The following is a 20335-nucleotide window of genomic DNA, read 5'->3' on the forward strand; positions in this document are numbered from 1 at the left end:
ATTATTTACAAATAAAGATTAAAAATACTATTTGAAATTTATCAATAACTTCTAGAATAGTTAATAAAATTTGTACTCTTTCCAGTTGCATTTTATTCAAAATACAGTATACTCCTCACCCATCTAGCGCGGGGTGGAGCAGCTTGGTAGCTCGTCGGGCTCATAACCCGAAGGTCGTTGGTTCAAATCCAGCCCCCGCAACCACTTAAATTTTCATCAACAAATCAATCTACCCTGTTATTGTATGAAAGTTCGAATCAAGTGGCTTCATTATATTAGTTTTGAATGTAGCCTCGCTTGTCGAGGTTTTTTTGTGTAAATTTAAGCGTAAGTTTAAAAGGAATATTGGGCTTTATGCCCTTTTTTATTTTCTGCGATGGAGGTTTGTTTGGCTAATATAGAACAGCAATTAACCAATATTATTCAAGAGCCAGTTAATGCACTAGGTTTTGAATTTGTCGGGCTTGAATATATTCGAGGTCGTTATCCGGTATTACGTGTTTATATTGATAGTGAAAATGGTATTACTGTGGATGATTGTGCAGATGTTAGCCGACAAATTAGTGCCGTACTTGATGTCGAAGATCCGATAAAAGATGCCTATAATCTTGAAGTATCCTCTCCAGGTATGGACAGACCTTTATTTACGCTTGAACATTACCTGCGTTTTGTTGGTGAAGAAATTACGGTAAGTTTACGTATTCCTGTTGCTAATCGTCGTAAGTGGAAAGGAAAAATTAAGTCAATCGACAATGAGATGATTACTTTGACAGTTGATAATAATGATGAGGTATTTGCTTTTAGTAATATTCAAAAAGCAAATATTGTACCTAATTTTAATCTAAATAAATAAAATACGGGTGTAAAAGGATGAATAAAGAAATTTTAGCTGTGGTGGAAGCAGTATCAAATGAAAAAGCGTTAACTCGAGATAAAATCTTTGAAGCGTTAGAAACCGCATTAGCGACCGCCACCAAAAAAAAGCACACTGTTGATATTGATGTTACGGTAAAAATTGACCATAAAACTGGTGATTACGATACATTCCGTCGTTGGCTAGTAGTTAATGACGTGACCCAACCAACCAAAGAAATCACCTTAGAAGCAGCTCAATATGAAGATCCATCTAAAAAAATTGGTGATTATGTTGAAGAACAAATAGAATCAGTGGCATTTGACCGTATTACTACGCAAACAGCTAAACAAGTGATTGTGCAAAAAGTTCGTGAAGCAGAACGGGCGATGGTTATTGATATGTTCAGAAACCGAATTGGTGATATCGTAACGGGTATTGTTAAAAAAACCAACCGTGAAAGCGTTATTCTTGATTTAGGTAATAATGCGGATGCGATGATGTCACGCCATGATATGTTACCACGCGAAAATTTTCGTATTGGTGATCGCGTACGCGGTATACTATACTTAGTAGAACAAGATAATAAACCTGCGCAACTGTGTATTAGTCGTTCTAATCCTGAAATGATGGAAGAGTTATTTCGTATTGAAGTGCCTGAAATTGGCGAAGAGATGATTGATATCAAAGGTGTCGCTCGTGATCCTGGATCTCGTGCTAAAATTGCGGTAAGTAGTAATGACCGTCGCATTGATCCAGTTGGTGCTTGTGTCGGTATGCGCGGTGCTCGTGTGCAAGCTGTATCAAATGAATTTGGTGGTGAACGCATTGACATAGTGTTATGGGACGACAACCCGGCACAATATGTAATTAATGCGATGGCGCCGGCTGATGTTGTATCAATAGTAGTTGATGAAGATAAACATACAATGGATGTCGCTGTCAATGCTGAAACTTTACCACAAGCAATTGGTCGAAATGGCCAAAATATTCGTTTAGCTTCGCAGCTAACGGGTTGGACATTAAATGTCATGAGTACTGAGGATTTGCAAGAAAAGCATCATGCAGAATCCTTTGCGGCAATTACTAATCTAATGAAACATTTAGATATTGATGAAGGGCTTGCTCAACTATTAGTTGAAGAAGGCTTTACATCATTAGAAGAACTTGCTTATGTACCTGTTGATGAGCTACTTGAAATTGAAGATCTTGATGAAGAGTTGGTTGAAGCATTAAGGAATCGAGCCAAAGATGCATTAACCACTCTAGCACTTGCACATAGCGGTGATAAGAGACCAGCACAAGATCTATTGGATTTATCAGGTATGACACAAGAATTAGCTTATCAATTAGCGCAGCATGATGTTATTACCTTGGAAGATTTGGCAGAACAAGGTACCGATGATCTAGCAGATATTGAAGGTTTAACAAGTAAACAAGCTGGCGATTTTATTATGGCTGCACGTAATATTTGTTGGTTTGCAAATGAATAATTGAGGGATAGTAATACATGACCAAAGTATTAATAGAAACACTGGCTCAAGAGATAAATACTCCAGTGCAAACACTTTTGCAACAGTTTGCTGATGCAGGGATAAAAAAGACTGCATCTGATACTGTCAGCCAAAAGGAAAAAGAAGCTTTGCTTGCCCACTTGAATCCTCAGCAAGGCCCAACAAAATTAACGCTACAGCGTAAAACTCACTCAACACTTAATGTGTCTAGTGGTGGTGGTAAAAGCAAAGAAATTAAAGTCGAAGTCCGCAAAAAACGTACTTTTGTTAAACGCGATCCTGCTGAGCTCATTGCTGAGCAAGAAAAGGAAAAAGCACGTCAAGAAGCTGAGCAAAAAGCTAAACAAGAAGCCGAACTCAAAGCACGTCAAGATGCAGAAGAAAAGGAAAAATTAGCAGCAGAAAAGGCGAAAAAACGTCAAGAAACTCAAGCTAAGAAACGTGCTCAAGAAGAAAAGGAAAAACAAGCACAAGTACAAGAACAGCAAGTTGATCCTAAAGTGAAAAAAGCACAAGAGGAAAAAGCGCGTTTAGAAGCGGAAGCACAAGAGATTAAACGTAAAGCTGAGGAAGAAAATCGTCGCAAATTAGAAGCCGATGCCAAACGCATGGCTGAAGAAGCACGTAAGCTTGCGGAACAATATAGTGATGTTGATGATAATGAACATAGTGATGACGAAGACTATCATGTCACCACTTCTAAATATGCAAGAGCTGCCGAAGATGATACCGATCGCGAGGTGGAAAGTGCCCGCGGTCGTGGACGCAATGCAAAACAAACCAAGCAGAAAAAGAGTAGTAAATTATCAGAAGGTAAAGCAGAGCGTGAAGAAGCGCGTGCTGCTACCCGTAGTGGTCATAAAAAGAAAGGTAAGAGTACCTTACAGCAAGGTTTTAATAAACCTGTACAAGCAGTTAACCGCGATGTGGTCATTGGTGAAACCATCACCGTTGCTGAACTCGCTAACAAAATGGCAGTAAAAGGTTCGGAAGTAATTAAAACCATGATGAAAATGGGCGCAATGGCGACGATTAATCAGGTTATCGATCAAGAAACTGCACAATTAGTTGCTGAAGAGATGGGCCATAAAGTAGTACTGCGCCGTGAGAATGAACTTGAAGAATCACTCATGAGCGATCGTGACACTGGGGCTGAAAAAGTATCGCGTGCGCCGGTGGTTACCATCATGGGGCATGTTGACCATGGTAAAACATCGCTACTAGACTATATTCGTAAAGCTAAAGTTGCTTCCGGTGAGGCTGGTGGGATTACACAGCACATTGGTGCATATCATGTGAAGACACCAAATGGCAAAATAACATTTTTAGATACACCGGGTCATGCTGCATTTACCTCAATGCGAGCACGTGGAGCTAAAGCGACCGATATTGTGGTACTCGTTGTTGCCGCTGATGATGGTGTAATGCCACAAACCATTGAAGCAATTCAGCATGCAAAAGCAGCGAATGTGCCAATTGTAGTGGCGGTAAATAAAATTGACAAACCAGAAGCCGATCCAGAGCGAGTTAAAGGTGAACTCGCTCAGTACGGTGTTATGTCCGAAGATTGGGGCGGTGACACCCAGTTTGTGCATGTTTCAGCTAAAACGGGTACTGGTATTGATCAGTTACTTGAAGCAATTTTGTTACAAGCTGAAGTGCTTGAACTAACCGCCTATGAATCAGGCATGGCTAGTGGTGTGGTTATTGAATCTTTCTTAGACAAAGGTCGTGGTTCGGTGGCTACCGTATTAGTTCAGTCTGGTACTTTACATAAAGGTGATATTGTTCTGTGTGGTTTTGAATATGGACGTATCCGTGCGATGCGCAATGAACTTGGTAAAGAAGTAACAGAAGCTGGTCCATCTATTCCGGTTGAGATTCTTGGTTTATCAGGCGTACCATCAGCAGGTGATGAAGCGACAGTAGTACGTGATGAGAAAAAAGCCCGTGAAGTGGCGCTTTATCGTCAAGGTAAATTCCGTGATGTTAAATTAGCACGTCAGCAAAAAGCTAAGTTAGAAAACATGTTTACTAACATGACTGAAGGTGATGTATCTGAACTTAATATTGTATTAAAAGCAGATGTTCAAGGTTCAGTCGAAGCTATTTGTGATTCATTACTTAAACTATCAACTGACGAAGTTAAAGTTAAGATTATTGGATCTGGTGTTGGTGGTATTACCGAAACGGATGCTTCATTAGCCGCAGCTTCAAATGCCATTATTTTAGGTTTCAACGTGCGCGCGGATGCATCAGCACGCAAAGTCATTGAATCGGAAAATTTAGACTTACGTTATTATTCAGTTATTTATGACTTAATTGATGAAGTCAAACAAGCTATGAGCGGTATGCTGGCACCAGAGTACAAACAAGAAATCATTGGTCTTGCTGAAGTACGTGATGTGTTTAAATCACCAAAATTTGGTGCCATTGCTGGTTGTATGGTTGTTGAAGGCATGGTCAAACGTCATAATCCTATTCGGGTACTTCGTGATAACGTGGTTATTTATGAAGGTGAACTTGAATCATTACGCCGTTTCAAAGATGATGTGAACGAAGTACGTAATGGTATGGAGTGTGGTATAGGCGTACGTAACTATAACGATGTTCGTGTTGGTGATTCAATAGAAGTGTTTGAAACTATAGAAATTAAACGTACTATTTAATTACTGTGTCGTTATGTTATAAGCAAGGTGCAAGCCTTGCTTATTCATTTTAAGGAAAATAGATATGGCAAAAGCATTTAATCGTTCATCCCGAGTCGGACATGAATTACAAAAAGAAATTGCGATAATCTTACAACGTGAAATTAAAGATCCTCGCTTAGGTATGGTCACGGTTTCTGGGGTAGATATTTCACGTGATCTTGCATATGCAAAAGTATTTGTAACTTTCTTAAATGATGAAGATCCTGAAATTGTTGAGCAAGGTTTACAGGTACTCAATGATGCCAAAGGCTATATTCGGACTTTAATTGGTAAGGCGATGCGACTGCGCATTATTCCAGAAATAAAATTCTTTTATGATGAGTCACTGGTCAAAGGTATGCAAATGTCAACTCTGGTATCTGATGTCATTAAACACGATAATGAGCGACATAAAGACTAATATTAACTAAGCAGATCGGAATTTTTTGTAAAGAAGTTTCAGGAATGCTATACGTTTGAGTATAAATTAAATATTATGAATATAAAGAAAACACGCCGTGATCTTCACGGCGTTTTGTTGTTAGACAAACCGCAAGGCATGACATCCAATGATGCGCTACAAAAAGTTAAATGGTTATTTAACGCTAAAAAAGCCGGGCACACAGGTGCATTAGATCCACTAGCCACAGGTATGTTGCCTATATGTTTTGGTGAAGCCACCAAATTTTCACAGTACTTACTGGATTCTGATAAACGTTATCAAGTGATTGCCAAACTAGGTGAACGAACAGATACTTCGGATGCTGATGGTAAAATAATTTCGACTAAAGACGTAATTATTACTGAGTCAGATATTCAGCAAGCACTCACACATTTTCGTGGTGATATTTTACAAGTGCCAACTATGTTTTCAGCGTTAAAATATCAAGGCAAACCCCTTTATGAATATGCTCGCCAAGGTATTGTTATTGAACGTGAAGCCAGACCGATTACAGTCTATGCAAATCAATTCTTAGGTTTTAATGCAACAAATAATCACCTAAGTCTAGAGATCCACTGTTCTAAAGGCACTTATATTCGCACCATTATCGATGATTTAGGTGAATTGCTCGGTTGTGGTGCACATGTTATTTACCTCAGGCGTTTACAAGTGGCCAATTATCCTATCAAAAACATGCTGACATTAGACGAATTGCAAACCATGTCTGAACGTGATCATGTATTAATGCCAGTAGATAGTCCTTTACAAGATTATTCAAAAATCACGCTTACACAAGCGCAAGGTAATAATATCTTATTAGGGCGAACCATTGAGATAGAAACTTTTACGCCAAATGATACTTTAGTGCGAATTTATCAAGGTGAACAATTTATTGGCGCAGGTATTCAATTTGGTCATCAATTATCACCCAAACGTTTGATTTCAACCATAGCATAATGTCCATTTATTGTAGATAAATGATTGAGTTAACCACAAATGTTAATTTTTACTGTCGTGGCAAAAAGTTGTCATGACAGGAGTCTAATAGATGATCAAGCATTCACAAATATCGGCTCAGTATTAATAAGGTGATATTGTTTAGTTAACATATTGCTATTTTTAAGGTACTCACAGAGTAAAATCGCGGCTTGTTGCCCCATCTTATATAAAGGCTTATAGATTCTATTTAATCTATCAAGTTCATTATATTGTCGCTGCTTGGTGTGACTAATATAAGCTAAAGCAAATGCAGAGATTTGACTTTCACGTATTTGATCTAATGCGCCAAGCACTGTTCGGTATGATGATTGGTAATGTTGTTCGCTGTAATATTTTTCATCCATATAATTTAAACAGATATTATCCGCGCAAATAATTGCTGTTGGTGGTTTATTGCTTTTGAGCAAATTTTTAATTGCTAACCGTCCATGCTCATAGGTAAAACAATCTTGAATAATGTAGTTAGAATCTAGGGTTAGATTTGCTCTATGTAATGCTTGTTGATAACCTTGCAAAAATTGTGTTGAACTTATCTTATCGTAGTGGCTTAACAAAATTGCAATTTTAGAATGAGAATGTTCTATTAAATATTTGGTCATTTGATGACCTATCATAAGGTGATCAAAATAGACACAAGTAAAATCGACATGAAAATGATTCACCAAAATAATAGGTGGCATGGTAAGGGTATATTGACTGAGCTTTTCTAAATAGGGTGCATCGTTAATTACTATAATACCGTCAAATAAGTTTTGCGTTACATATCTAACTAAATGTTGAATATCATTATTATTTGAATAAGGAAAACGTAAATAAAATAGCTGATAATCAGCGTGTTTTAAAACATGTTCTATGCCATAGTTAATTAAGCTATGAGAAATAAGTTGATTATCAATAATTAATATCTTCTTGGTTATCTCAGTTGTTTGATAATTATCTATATTATGATAGGTATCGATATTTAATTCTTGAATAGCTTGATAAACTTTAGACTGAGTAAGTGCAGAAGTCTGTTGTGGTTTTTTTAATACTCTTGATACTGAAGCGATAGATAAATTAGCTTGTTTAGCAATTGTTGCTAGAGTGGTTTTTGCCATAATCAATTAACCAGGTCAACAAATAGATGCTTTACTTTAGCGTTAATCATCAAATTTGTAATTTACCTTTATTGATATTTTCGAACTATCTTCCAAAAATATAATCCTCAACAATTAACGATACTACTAATCGTAAGGTGATAAATGGATTAAGTGGGTAAGTCATAACCGTTATACCTTAACTATTGAGGCATTATCGAGTCCAATTTCTATCTTATTATCAAGAAGTTATTAATTATCATAAAGAGTGGTCACTGGACTATTTTATTTATGTTCGTTGGTTATTTGGTAAAGCAGGAATGGTATCGCAATTTAGCTCAACACAACCAAAACGCTTTAATTCGATTCATTTTTGGCAACGCGAATTTGATTTTAGTACTGACACCATGCAAATCATGCACATATCAGAGGTCACTTCGATTTTACTTGATTCAACCCATTCTGAAATAAAATTTGAGCAAGACAGTGCCCTATGGGACGAGCTACTTAGTAATCCTGAAAGCATCTATTACATTATTGATTATAACAACCCTAAAGGCATCGATCGAGATGAAAAAGTTTATGTTGATTTTACTGGTCAACAATTTTATACCCCAAAGGATTTACTAGAAAAAGCGACTAATTTTGCAACTGTTTACAATGCCTATCAAAAAGAAAAGGAAGAAGAAAAATTAAAAAATAAGCAAAAAGTACTAAATGAAAATAAAGAAAAAATCGACAGTGAAATTAAACAAACTAAGCAAAAAATAAAGGAACTTGAAGAAAAAAAACAAAAAATACCTGCAAATGATCCCAAAGCACGCGAAGAGCTAAGACGCGCTAAAAAAGAGTATGAAAATAAGATTAGACAATTAAACAAAGAACTCGAGTCAATTAATCAAGAATTGTCAAAAATATCAAAAGCAAACCAACATACGACATTATCAGCTGAAAATAGTAATACTTATCTAAATCGTACGGCATTAAAAAAACAAGCGGTACTAGCTCAGGACAAATTACATTTACCCATCGAATCACATTGGATGCGACTCAATGCTTTCGATCAGCTTGCCAAACTTGGCGCGCTGCCGGTTGAAATTCATGTGCAAATTAGACCAGCCAATATCGCTAAAATTCAGTATTTATTAACTCAAATGCATCAAAGTTTTTACAACCGGGGGATTAATCATCCGCATGAACTTGAATTTTTGAAAAGTTTTGATATTGAAGAACAAACGAGTAAAACAGGCACAGTAAAAACTAAACATGCCAAATTTACACTATGTTTTCCTGATAAAGAAAGTAAAGCCATATTTGTGGCATTTATTAACCGTTCTAACGGCATATTAAGTCCACATAGTTTAAAAAAATTTATGGAGCAAGAATTTAAATCTTACTTCAAATTAATCCATAAACAACAGAAAATTGTTAACGAGCTTAACAAAAAAGCCAATGAAGTAATAGACACGGGCAGAAAAAAATTAAATAAAGCTGCAGACAAAGTAAAACAAAAAATCGGCAGAATAATACCGAAATTTGAAGAGAAAATTACCGATCTTCAAAAAAAATCAGATGACATCATACGTCAAATTGTGAAAGGCAAAATTGAAACTGAGATCAAACTAGGTATAAACTCCGTTAGGGTCAATCTTGCGGTCAGTGCAATAACAGGTTACTTTACCTTACTGGATATTTTAGATAACCTCAAAGAGTGGGATAAAGCCAAAGAAGGGGACGGTGAACTAAACCAAAAAAATCAGTTGGTTAAAGATGTAGTATCACTGGCATTAATAGGTATCGACTTAACCAGCCAATATAAAAATATCAAACTCAATATGCAATTAAATGAAGCAATCAACGTTAACGCTGATGTGACAAAAATTGAAGCTAAACTGCGTTTAAATGGCTTAATTTCTAAAACTGTTACCAGAGCATTTGCGGCAATTACGGTACTAGAAGCAATCGGCGAATTAAAAAGTTCGTTTGATATGGTGAATATGGAAGATAAAACTTATTTCATGGCTAGACTTTTTGGAAGTTTAGCTTTGGGTTTTGGGGCTGTTTTATTATTATGTTCTAATCCATTCACACTTCTTTTTGGTTTTATAGCAATGCTAATAGGCACAATTGCGATTATGTTTAGCAAAAAATACGATAACTTTACCCCTATTCAGCATTGGCTAACTCGCTGTTGTTTTGGTAAACAAGATGAATTGGAGTATTTAGGCTATAGCGCCTATCTCGAGGATGATTACAGCGCCCACAGTGGTTTTGGTTTAGCCCTCAATGATTATGCCGTTATGACGTATAATATTCAAACCTTTATTCGCTTAAAACCGCTGTATAATCCATTACGGGCTAAATCACCGCAAGATCAAGCCAATATATTTAACCGGCATGTCTATTTTTATTTAGATATTCCTAATTTTGCTAAAACCAGTCAAAACGAATCAGCAATAGCTATGATTCGCTTATTTACTAATGACAGTCGAAGTGTTGACAAGCAACAGGACGCAATAACCAAGAAATATATGGATATAACATGCCGGGTGACGTCACAACATATTAAAGTAGTAGACATTAAAAACCATACTGGCTTTAACGAGTTTATTTGCACTGATAAAAAAGCCTATTTTGATAAGTATGAACGTAAAAAAGAGCCCGGAATTTGGTCACAGGAACCAACAAATGACGAACCTGCTGAATTTACCCTAACCTTGTCAGCCAATCATGATATGAATGATGAACTAAACCAATCCGAAGATATCATTATAAATGGGCTCATTATTAACAAATGGATCGCCGGAACAATTGGTGCAAATACTTTTAGAAAATATCAAATCATGATCCAATACCATAACCGTGAAGAAGTGCCATTAATCATAACCAAAACAAATAAACTATAATTAAATATAAGGGGGAATAACCATGCCATCACAATATCGTCCACAAATCTTTGGTTGGATAGGTGATTTAGATAAAGGTACCAAATATATAACTGGTGCCGATGATCGCTTGCTATATGCTAATGATAACTATTGTGCTTTTATCCGCAAGACAAAATCAGATCAGATTTTTTATTTATGTATTAGTTTGAGTCTATCAATTTCATTAATTTTTATAATACCTCTAGTAATATATTTGCTAACATGGCTACCATTGAAATCTATTGATTCTATAGTTCCGTTTATTCTTCTGTTGATAGTCATAATTTGTTTTATTCTTGCTTTATATTTAATGATACCAGAATGCTATCAAAACTTGTTTACACGCCGTGGTAGTCCGATTATTTTTAATCGTAAAACTGGTAAAGTGTATGTGAATGAAAGCTATTTTTTTAATTTTAAATCATTACGCAATCCGCTGACCTTTTTCCATCCGAATAAAAAGCGCATTAAAGAGTATGATTGGGCACATTTGCAAGGGGTGGCAATACATAACTTTTCACCATATTCCCTCGTTAGCATTATTTTAATGGTGTGCAAGCCCCATAGCCATAAAACCATTGACCATATAATGTTAGATCCGGCACGCAATGGCATCGGTAGTTATCTGGTCTGGGGTTGGGTGAATAATTTTATGTGTGCCAATGATTTGATTAGTTTAAATGACGGCATCTATAAATGGGAGCAAGAAACGCAGTTTAAAAAAGACATCATCAAAGGTCAAGGCTGGCCAGACTGGATGGTTGAAGCGTTTAACGCCACATCGCAAAAAGAGTTAGCTGACATTAAGCAGAAATATAATGTTAAGTCGTAATGAGCAAGCTTGGATATTAAGTAAAATAATAAGGAATAACCATGCCTTCACAATATCGTCCACAGATTCTAGGTTGGATAGGTGATTTAGATAAAGGCACCAAATATATAACTGGTGCCGATGATCGCTTGCTATATGCTAATGATAACTATTGTGCTTTTATCCGCAAGACAAAATCAGATCAGATTTTTTATTTATGTATTAGTTTGAGTCTATCAATTTCATTAATTTTTATAATACCTCTAGTAATATATTTGCTAACATGGCTACCATTGAAATCTATTGATTCTATAGTTCCGTTTATTCTTCTGTTGATAGTCATAATTTGTTTTATTCTTGCTTTATATTTAATGATACCAGAATGCTATCAAAACTTGTTTACACGCCGTGGTAGTCCGATTATTTTTAATCGTAAAACTGGTAAAGTGTATGTGAATGAAAGCTATTTTTTTAATTTTAAATCATTACGCAATCCGCTGACCTTTTTCCATCCGAATAAAAAGCGCATTAAAGAGTATGATTGGGCACATTTGCAAGGGGTGGCAATACATAACTTTTCACCATATTCCCTCGTTAGCATTATTTTAATGGTGTGCAAGCCCCATAGCCATAAAACCATTGACCATATAATGTTAGATCCGGCACGCAATGGCATCGGTAGTTATCTGGTCTGGGGTTGGGTGAATAATTTTATGTGTGCCAATGATTTGATTAGTTTAAATGACGGCATCTATAAATGGGAGCAAGAAACGCAGTTTAAAAAAGACATCATCAAAGGTCAAGGCTGGCCAGACTGGATGGTTGAAGCGTTTAACGCCACATCGCAAAAAGAGTTAGCTGACATTAAACATAAATATAATGTTAAGCCGTAATAAGCAAACTTGGATATTAAGTAAAAACGATTTTAAAAGCAATTGTGATAGAGTGTAACAACGTTATCCACGCTAACCAAATGAGATAAAGCAGAGATTATTATGCTTTTTTCTATTAATCACATTTAATATAATTAGTTAATTTATAATAATATATCAAAGAGTAAATAATTAAATATGATAATTGCAATTGACGTTTATTACATTGAAAATCGAGCTAAAACAGTCGGTATTTTATTCGAGCATTGGGCAGATTCGAAGCCTGATATTAAGGCGATAGTTACTGATTACCAAGATAATGTGGCACCATATCAGTCCGGTCAGTTTTATCAGCGTGAATTACCGTGCATAATGTCACTATTAGCTAAAATTGATTTAAATAATATTACCGCTATCGTTATTGATGGCTATGTACATTTGGATGAAGGTAAATTTGGGTTAGGTGGGCACTTATATAATGCGTTAGATAAATCTATACCTATTATTGGTGTGGCAAAAAAGCCTTTTTCAGGCAATAGCCAATATTTAGTTGAAGTGATGCGAGGTCAGAGCAAACATCCGTTATATGTCACCGCAATAGGGACTGAATTAGAAACTGCCGCGGCAAATATAAAATTAATGGCAGGTAAATATAGGATGCCTGATTTACTTAATTATTTAGATCAACAGACAAAATTGTTTAAATTAGAATAATTTTTGGGCTCATTACTTTAATTATTATATTACCAATAACGAGTAATGAGATAATCAACGATTGTCTTAATAAAATATGCAATTTGTATTACGACATTTATAATTACTTTTGGTAAGTAAAACTCAGTTTTATTATTTAATGAACTGAATTTAATCAATATTATAATTAATAAATATAATCTCAATTGACTACTAAATGCTGAAAAAATAATATTACTCGCTTAGTGATCAACCATCTTTTTCCGCTATCTTAGGCAATATGATGGTATAATGCCTTATGTTTTTTTAATTAGGCTTAAGATATGTCAGCTTGGAATATTGCCATTGTCGGGGCGACAGGGCAAATTGGTTCTGCGTTGGTTGAATTATTACAACAACGCTCAATAAAAATTGAACATCTTTATTTAGTGGGTAGTGATAATAGTGCTGGTGAAATAGTTAGGTTTGCCGGTAAAAACTTGACGGTTATTGATAGTAGCCAAATGGAATGGAGTGACTGCCATTTTGCTTTTTTTGTTGCCGGAACTAAAACCAGTGAAAAGTATGCACAAATTGCAGCTCAATCAGGGTGTATAGTGATTGATGCTAGTGGTTATTTTGCCTTGCAAGATCACATTCCATTATTAGTGCCACGAGTTAATAATCCTGTGTTAACTGAATACCGTAATGAAAATATTATTGCGGTGGCTAGTGCCACGGTTTGTCAATTATTACGAGCGGCTGCCTCATTAACCAATATTGAACTGTTAACAAACTTGCATATGACCAGTTTTATTCCTGCGTCACTATATGGTAAACAAGGTGTTGATGAGTTAGCAGGGCAAAGTGCCAGATTATTAAACGGTATGCCGGTAGATAATGTGTTATTTGACCAGCAATTGGCATTTAATTTATTACCTGTATCACATCAAATTAACGATTCAGTATTAGGTGAGCAATCGCAAGTTAATCAAATTCGTAAAGTTATTAGCAACTATCAGTTGCCAGTATCAATTGAATCAGTGGTTGTGCCAGTTTTTTATGGTCTTGCCCAAGCAGTTAATGTAAGTAGTAGTTTGCCGATTGAATTAGATACAGCACGAGTTAGTGAATATGGTGTTGAGTTACATGAGGGCGATTTGCCCACTCCTGTCACCCAAGTTAGCAATGATTCGGAACAATCACTGGTGATTAAAATTGCCAATTTAAGGCACAGTTACGGTAATTATGAGCAAATTCAATTTTGGTCGGTTGCCGATAACGTTCGCTATTTGGGCGCATTAATGTTGATTGAGACTTTAGAGATCCTCATTAATGAATACCTGTAAAATTGCGCTAGGTATTGAATATGATGGTAGTGACTATTTTGGCTGGCAGCGCCAGCAATCTGTGGACTCTATTCAACAAAGGTTAGAAACAGCCTTATCAATTATCGCTAATGAAACAATTACGTTATTTTGTGCAGGTCGAACCGATGCTGGTGTGCATGCCACTGGGCAAGTTGTTCATTTTCAAACCCGAGCTCAGCGATCACATAGTGCCTGGACGATGGGCGTTAATTCGCATTTACCCCACAATATTGCTGTACGTTGGGCAAAACAGGTTGATGAAAATTTCCATGCCAGATATAGTGCCAAGGCTCGGCGTTATCGTTATGTGATTTATAATCGTCGTTATCGTCCGGCAATTTTAGCTAAAGGGGTTTCTCACTATTATTTACCATTAAATGCAGAGTTAATGCATCAAGCAGCGCAATATTTATTAGGGGAAAATGATTTTTCGTCTTTTCGCGCCGCACAATGTCAGTCACTTACGCCGTGGCGTAATATTCATCATATTGAAGTGACAAGGCAAGCTGACTATATTATAGTCGATATTAAAGCCAATGCTTTTGTGCATCATATGGTGCGCAATATAGTCGGCAGTTTGTTAGAAGTGGGCTGTGGCAATAAACAACCGAAATGGATTTTTGAACTATTGCAAGCTAAAGATAGAACTTTAGCTGCTGCCACAGCTAAACCGGAAGGATTATACTTAGTTCAAGTCGATTACCCATTAGAGTATCAAATACCTAATCTAGCTTTAGGGCCATTATTTTTAGAATAAGCATAACTGCTTAGATATGAATTAAATATAGAGAAAAATAAATGCAATGAATATTGATGAAACTAATAGCAGTAAAGATGCTAAAAAATCAAAACTGCATAATATAAAATTACCGCCGCATTCAATTGAAGCGGAGCAAGCTGTTTTAGGTAGTTTAATGTTAGATAATCAGCGTTGGGATGCGGTTGCCGAGATGATTACAGAGCGTGACTTTTACTCGCGACATCATCAATTGATATTTTCTGAGATGCATACTTTGGTTAGCAAAGGTACGCCGATAGATTTAATTACACTTTCTGAAAGTCTAGAAAGCAAAGCGGTATTAGCTGATGTTGGTGGTTTTGCCTATTTAGCTGAACTTTCAAAAAATACCCCTAGCGCCATTAATGTGGTGGCTTATAGTGATATTATTCGACAGCAGGCTATTTTACGTGAATTAATTAGTGCTTCCAATGAGATTGCCGATAACTGTTACTCGACCGAAGGACGAGATAGTAGCGAAATTTTAGATTTTGCGGAAAGCAAAATTTTTCAAATTGCTGAAAGTCGAACTAAGCAAGGGGAAGGACCGAAAAGTATTACCGATGTGTTGGAAGCAACTGTTGCTAAAATTGAAGAGCTCTTTCAACGTCCACATGATGGCGTGACAGGTGTTTCTACAGGATTTATTGATTTAGATAAGAAGACCGCTGGATTACAGCGTTCTGATTTAATTATTATCGCCGCTCGTCCATCTATGGGGAAAACGACTTTCGCCATGAATTTATGTGAAAATGCCGCGATGATGCAAGAAAAACCAGTGCTTATTTTTAGCTTAGAAATGCCATCCGAACAAATCATGATGCGTATGCTAGCTTCACTATCTCGAGTGGATCAAACGCGTATCCGTACCGGTCAATTACAAGATGATGATTGGGCAAGGATTTCTAGCACGATGGGGTTATTGCTGGAGAAGAAGAATATCTATATTGATGATTCATCTGGTTTAACGCCAATGGAATTGCGTTCAAGAGCTCGGCGAATTTACCGTGAACATAAAGGTTTAAGTATGATTATGGTTGATTATTTGCAATTAATGCGCGTGCCAAATATCTCTGAAAATCGTACCTTAGAAATAGCTGAAATATCTCGATCTTTAAAAGCGTTAGCTAAAGAGTTACAAATTCCAGTGGTGGCACTTTCACAACTTAATCGTAGTTTGGAACAACGTGGTGATAAACGGCCGGTGAACTCGGATTTGCGTGAATCTGGATCAATTGAACAAGATGCCGATGTGATCATGTTTATCTATCGTGATGAAGTTTATAATGAAGCATCAGAACATAAAGGCATTGCTGAAATTATTTTAGGTAAACAGCGTAATGGTCCAATTGGTAAAGTTCGTTTAAAATTCCAAGGTCATTTTTCACGCTTTGATAACTATGCTGATGCCAGCAAATATTTAGATGATGAATAAGTGATATTTGTTAATACATTGTAGGCGTATCGCCCCATTAAATGAGACGTTACGCCATTGTAAAATTATTTTCTTTGCTTTATTTGGTTGTTAATAACTCGATAAAGCTGAGCTAGCATAAATATAATTGCTTGCAAAATAACAATACAAGCACCAGTTGCACCATCTATATAAAAGCTAATCAACGTTCCGGTTACGGTTGAAAATACTGAAACAATAACGGCAATAATTAACATTAATTCAAAGCGTTTACATAATAAAAAGGCAGTAATACCTGGAGCAATTAGCATTGCGATGACTAATATCACTCCAACAGCTTGTAAAGATGCCACAATGGTTAAGGCCAAAACGCTAAGTAAGCCATAGTGTAATAGTTTTACAGGTAAACCAATCACTTTAGCTTGCACCGGATCAAAGCAAAATAGCATAAGATCACGACGTTTAATAATCACCAAAATCGAAACACTGATAGCGATAGTTAATATTTGTCTTAAATCAGCGTAGGTGGTACCCAGGACGTTACCAAATAAAATATGATTTAAGTGTTGTGATGTGTCGACTTTGGAAAATAACACTAGACCAAAGGCAAACATTCCCGAAAACACAATTCCCATAACAGTGTCTTCTTTTACTCGGCAATTTTCTTTAATATAACCGGTAGCCACAGAACAGCATAAACCGGAAGCAAATGCACCAATAATAATCGGGATAGCCGCTAAATAAGCTAGCACAATACCCGGTAGCACCGCATGTGAAATGGCATCACCCATTAACGACCAGCCTTTAAGGACTAAAAAGCAGGACAGTAAAGCACATACTAATCCGGTAGCCAGTGCTGCTAAAATTGCCCGTTGCATAAAGGCATAGGTGAAAGGGTGACTGATATAATCCCATAATTCAATCATATATTGGTCACCTTATTTAATTGGTTGCGTCTAATCCTTAAACGATTAGGGATTAAGCCATGTTGTGGTGCAAATAGGAAAGCGGCAATGAAAATAAGGGTTTGTAATGTCACAATTACACCACCGGTAGCGCCATTTAAAAAATAGCTGAACCATGCACCAATGGCACTGGTTAATCCGCCAATAACTACGGCAATAATAAGTAACCGTGAAAAACGATTAGTCAATAAGTATGCAGTTGCTCCTGGTGTGACCACCATAGCGATGACTAAAATAGCGCCCACGGTTTGCAGTGCCGCTACCGTACAAGCGCTTAAAATAGTAAAAAACAGGATTTTTAAACGCAATGGATTTAAACCTATCGATCTGGCATGTACTTCGTCAAAAAAAGTCACCAACAAATCTTTCCATAGAAAAAACAGTAAGATAAAAGAGATTAAAATAATAATCTGTACTTGCCACATATCACTATCGGCAATACCTAAGATATTACCAAATATAATGGTTTGTACATTAACCGAAGTTGGATTTAACGAAATAATTAACAAACCAATAGCGAAAAAAGTAGAAAAGATAAAACCGATGATGGCATCTTCTTTCAAACGAGTTAATGCACGGATAAAGGCAATGGAAAGGGCCGCTAGTAAACCAGTAAAAAATGCGCCGATTGAATAAGGTAAACCAAGCGCATAAGCACCGGCAACGCCCGGAACCACCGAATGTGAAAGAGCATCACCCATTAGCGACCAACCTTTTAGCATCAAAAACGCCGATAAAAAAGCACAGGCCGCCCCCACAATACAACTTACCCAAATAGCTTTAAGCATATAGTCATAAGTAAATGGTTCAAATAATAGTTCCATTTAGCGTTATCCTTGTGGTTTATTATCGGAATGTTCAACAAGCAAATCTTGATGTGGTGAATCATGTTTACCTTCACCATAAAAGATGGCTGCACGTTCATCATCGGTTAATACTGAGACCATGCGAGGATCGGGATCCTCGTGCAATTTGTCACCAGACAAACTTAGATACCGCAACGCACCACCAAAAGTAGTCATTAAATTTTCGGGCGTAAAAGTTGTTTTCGTTGGCCCAAATGCCAGCACCGTTTGATTAATTAACACCACTTGATCGCAAAATTCGGGCACACTACCAAGATTATGTGTAGAAACTAAAACTAAATGCCCTTCGCTACGCAGAGCCTTTAACAGATCGATAATTGCATTTTCTGTTTTGACATCCACCCCAGTAAAAGGTTCATCTAATAACAGCACCTTACCTTGCTGGGCAAGAGCACGCGCTAAAAACACCCGCTTTTTTTGCCCACCCGAAAGTTCGCCAATTTGCCGATGTTTAAATTCAGTCATATTGACGCGTTCAAGTGCAATATCAACTTGCTTTTTATCTTCTTGGCTGGGGATCCGCAAAAAAGACATATGTCCATAACGTCCCATCATCACCACATCGGACACTAGAACCGGAAAGTCCCAATCAACTTCTTCCGTTTGTGGCACATAGGCAATAATATTTTGCTTCAATGCTTGTTTGACTGGGGTGTTATTTAAACTAACATGCCCCATGGTTGGCCGCACCATCCCCATGATGCTTTTAAATAGTGTCGATTTACCACTACCATTAACGCCAACCAACGCACAAATGGTGCCGCCATTTAAGATAAAACTGGCATCATGAATGGCGGTGTGCCCATTGTTATAAGTAACAGTAATGTTATCAACATTTAAGCAAATATTCGTCATTATTTTTCAAACCCTTTGGCTATGGTTTCTACAGTAACTTTTAATAAATCAATATAGGTTGGTACAGGTCCATCTTGGGTTGACAGTGAATCTACATATAATACGCCACCATATTTAGCATTAGTTTCTTGGCTGACTTGGATAGCGGGTTTATTGGAAATAGTACTTTCACTAAATACAACGGGTATATTATTAGCTCTGACTACATCAATGACATGCTTGACTTGTTTTGGTGTGCCTTGTTGTTCGGCATTAATAGGCCATAAATAGGCTTCTTTTAGATTATAATCGCGAGTTAAATAGCTAAATGCCCCTTCACTGGTCACTAACCAACGCTGCTCTGCAGGGATTTTGGCTAAACGTTCGCGTAATGGTGCATCTAACGCTTTAATTTTGGCGGCATAGTTAGCAGCGTTTTGATTATAAACACTGGCATTATCTGGATCATACTTAACTAAAGCCGCGCGAATATTGTCAATATAGGTTATAGCTAAGGTCGGGGACATCCACGCATGTGGATTAGGGTTACCTTTATAACTACCTTCTTGAATCGGCATGGGATCAATGCCTTTGGTAACGACTATCGCAGGGACATCTTTAATGTCTTCGAAAAAACGTTCAAACCAGCGTTCTAAGTTTAAACCATTCCATAACACTAAATCAGCCGATTGTGCTCTTACTATGTCTTGAGGAGTAGGTTCATATTCATGAATTTCCGCGCCCACTTTGGTGATTGATTCAACGATTGCGGCATCACCAGCAACATTTTTAGCAATATCTTGAATAATAGTAAATGTGGTAACGACTTTAAATTTTTTGTTGGCGGCTAATGCTGAATCTGATAATCCTGTAATCATCATCAAACAAGTCAAAATTGTCAATAATAACTTCTTACAATTTTTCAAGAAATTGAACCTCATTGAACACTCCTGTTGTTTAAAATATATTTAAAAAATAGATCTTTAAAAAAATAAATGTGAATAAATTAATTTTTAGTCATCATTTAACTACACTAACGTATTGATATTTTAAAAAGCTATAAATATAATTCAATTAAATGGTAATGAGAATTATTATCATTTGATAAATGAATGTCAATTTCTTTTTTATTTTTTGCAATTAACAGTGCATAACATGATTATGGTTGATATTGTAGATGCAAATGACTCAAAATAGCAGTCAATTCGATCTATTTAACTAATAGATAGTATGGAAAATTAAATAAAAAAAG

At 36.5% G+C, this 20335-nt stretch carries 17 protein-coding genes and 1 tRNA gene; 13 read left to right on the forward strand and 5 right to left on the reverse strand.

The window, feature by feature from the left end:
* Positions 1-127: 127 nt before the first annotated feature.
* The 6 genes from Q0K76_RS00920 (at position 128) to truB (ending at position 6456) form a co-directional block, all read left to right on the forward strand.
* A tRNA-Met gene (locus Q0K76_RS00920) sits at positions 128-204 on the forward strand.
* 184 nt (positions 205-388) lie between these two features.
* The gene (gene rimP, locus Q0K76_RS00925) at positions 389-853 is read left to right on the forward strand and encodes a ribosome maturation factor RimP (protein WP_294609835.1); all 465 of its coding nucleotides are present in this window, start codon (positions 389-391) and stop codon (positions 851-853) included.
* Between the two features lie 17 nt (positions 854-870).
* The gene (gene nusA, locus Q0K76_RS00930; RefSeq protein ID WP_294609838.1) at positions 871-2346 is read left to right on the forward strand and encodes a transcription termination factor NusA; all 1476 of its coding nucleotides are present in this window, start codon (positions 871-873) and stop codon (positions 2344-2346) included.
* Between the two features lie 17 nt (positions 2347-2363).
* Positions 2364-5036 (forward strand): translation initiation factor IF-2, encoded by a 2673-nt coding sequence (infB, locus tag Q0K76_RS00935; protein WP_294609841.1) that lies wholly within the window; start codon positions 2364-2366, stop codon positions 5034-5036.
* Positions 5037-5100: 64 nt separating this feature from the next.
* The gene (gene rbfA / locus Q0K76_RS00940) at positions 5101-5478 is read left to right on the forward strand and encodes a 30S ribosome-binding factor RbfA (RefSeq protein WP_294609843.1); all 378 of its coding nucleotides are present in this window, start codon (positions 5101-5103) and stop codon (positions 5476-5478) included.
* Positions 5479-5553: 75 nt separating this feature from the next.
* Positions 5554-6456, forward strand: coding sequence for a tRNA pseudouridine(55) synthase TruB (truB, locus tag Q0K76_RS00945; RefSeq protein ID WP_294609846.1), 903 nt, complete (start codon positions 5554-5556; stop codon positions 6454-6456).
* Between the two features lie 95 nt (positions 6457-6551).
* Here truB and Q0K76_RS00950 read toward each other — a convergent pair whose 3' ends face one another.
* Positions 6552-7595, reverse strand: coding sequence for a LacI family DNA-binding transcriptional regulator (locus tag Q0K76_RS00950; RefSeq protein ID WP_294609849.1), 1044 nt, complete (start codon positions 7593-7595; stop codon positions 6552-6554).
* 185 nt (positions 7596-7780) lie between these two features.
* Here Q0K76_RS00950 and Q0K76_RS00955 point away from each other — a divergent pair, with 185 nt between their 5' ends.
* From Q0K76_RS00955 to dnaB, 7 genes are all read left to right on the forward strand, one after another.
* Positions 7781-10480, forward strand: a complete 2700-nt coding sequence (locus Q0K76_RS00955; protein ID WP_294609851.1) for a hypothetical protein — start codon at positions 7781-7783, stop codon at positions 10478-10480.
* Between the two features lie 22 nt (positions 10481-10502).
* A complete protein-coding gene (locus Q0K76_RS00960) occupies positions 10503-11333 on the forward strand; it encodes a DUF6708 domain-containing protein (RefSeq protein WP_294609854.1) in 831 nt (276 codons plus the stop codon).
* A gap of 41 nt (positions 11334-11374) precedes the next feature.
* Entirely contained in the window at positions 11375-12205 is an 831-nt protein-coding gene (locus tag Q0K76_RS00965) for a DUF6708 domain-containing protein (RefSeq protein ID WP_294609857.1), read from the forward strand.
* 177 nt (positions 12206-12382) lie between these two features.
* Complete coding sequence (locus Q0K76_RS00970) at positions 12383-12898, forward strand: endonuclease V (protein ID WP_294609860.1); 516 nt, start codon at positions 12383-12385, stop codon at positions 12896-12898.
* A 302-nt stretch (positions 12899-13200) separates the two neighbouring features.
* Positions 13201-14205, forward strand: coding sequence for an aspartate-semialdehyde dehydrogenase (locus Q0K76_RS00975; protein ID WP_294609863.1), 1005 nt, complete (start codon positions 13201-13203; stop codon positions 14203-14205).
* On the forward strand, positions 14192-14983 hold the full coding sequence (gene truA / locus Q0K76_RS00980) for a tRNA pseudouridine(38-40) synthase TruA (RefSeq protein WP_294609866.1): 792 nt from the start codon (positions 14192-14194) through the stop codon (positions 14981-14983). Before Q0K76_RS00975 ends, truA begins: the two co-directional genes overlap by 14 nt.
* Positions 14984-15029: 46 nt before the next feature.
* The gene (gene dnaB / locus Q0K76_RS00985; RefSeq protein ID WP_294609869.1) at positions 15030-16439 is read left to right on the forward strand and encodes a replicative DNA helicase; all 1410 of its coding nucleotides are present in this window, start codon (positions 15030-15032) and stop codon (positions 16437-16439) included.
* A 65-nt stretch (positions 16440-16504) separates the two neighbouring features.
* Here the strand turns inward: dnaB and Q0K76_RS00990 are convergent, their stop codons facing one another.
* The 4 genes from Q0K76_RS00990 to Q0K76_RS01005 are packed head-to-tail and all read right to left on the reverse strand — an operon-like array spanning position 16505 to position 19964.
* Positions 16505-17344 (reverse strand): metal ABC transporter permease, encoded by an 840-nt coding sequence (locus Q0K76_RS00990; RefSeq protein ID WP_294609872.1) that lies wholly within the window; start codon positions 17342-17344, stop codon positions 16505-16507.
* Complete coding sequence (locus Q0K76_RS00995) at positions 17341-18207, reverse strand: metal ABC transporter permease (RefSeq protein ID WP_294609875.1); 867 nt, start codon at positions 18205-18207, stop codon at positions 17341-17343. The genes Q0K76_RS00990 and Q0K76_RS00995 overlap by 4 nt, the downstream gene beginning before the upstream one ends.
* Positions 18208-18213: 6 nt before the next feature.
* Entirely contained in the window at positions 18214-19104 is an 891-nt protein-coding gene (locus Q0K76_RS01000; RefSeq protein WP_294609878.1) for a manganese/iron ABC transporter ATP-binding protein, read from the reverse strand.
* The gene (locus Q0K76_RS01005) at positions 19104-19964 is read right to left on the reverse strand and encodes a metal ABC transporter substrate-binding protein (RefSeq protein WP_363322359.1); all 861 of its coding nucleotides are present in this window, start codon (positions 19962-19964) and stop codon (positions 19104-19106) included. Before Q0K76_RS01005 ends, Q0K76_RS01000 begins: the two co-directional genes overlap by 1 nt.
* Positions 19965-20335: the final 371 nt, after the last annotated feature.

It is taken from the genome of uncultured Gilliamella sp. (genome assembly GCA_945271295.1).
In the GTDB taxonomy this organism is placed as follows: domain Bacteria; phylum Pseudomonadota; class Gammaproteobacteria; order Enterobacterales; family Orbaceae; genus Gilliamella.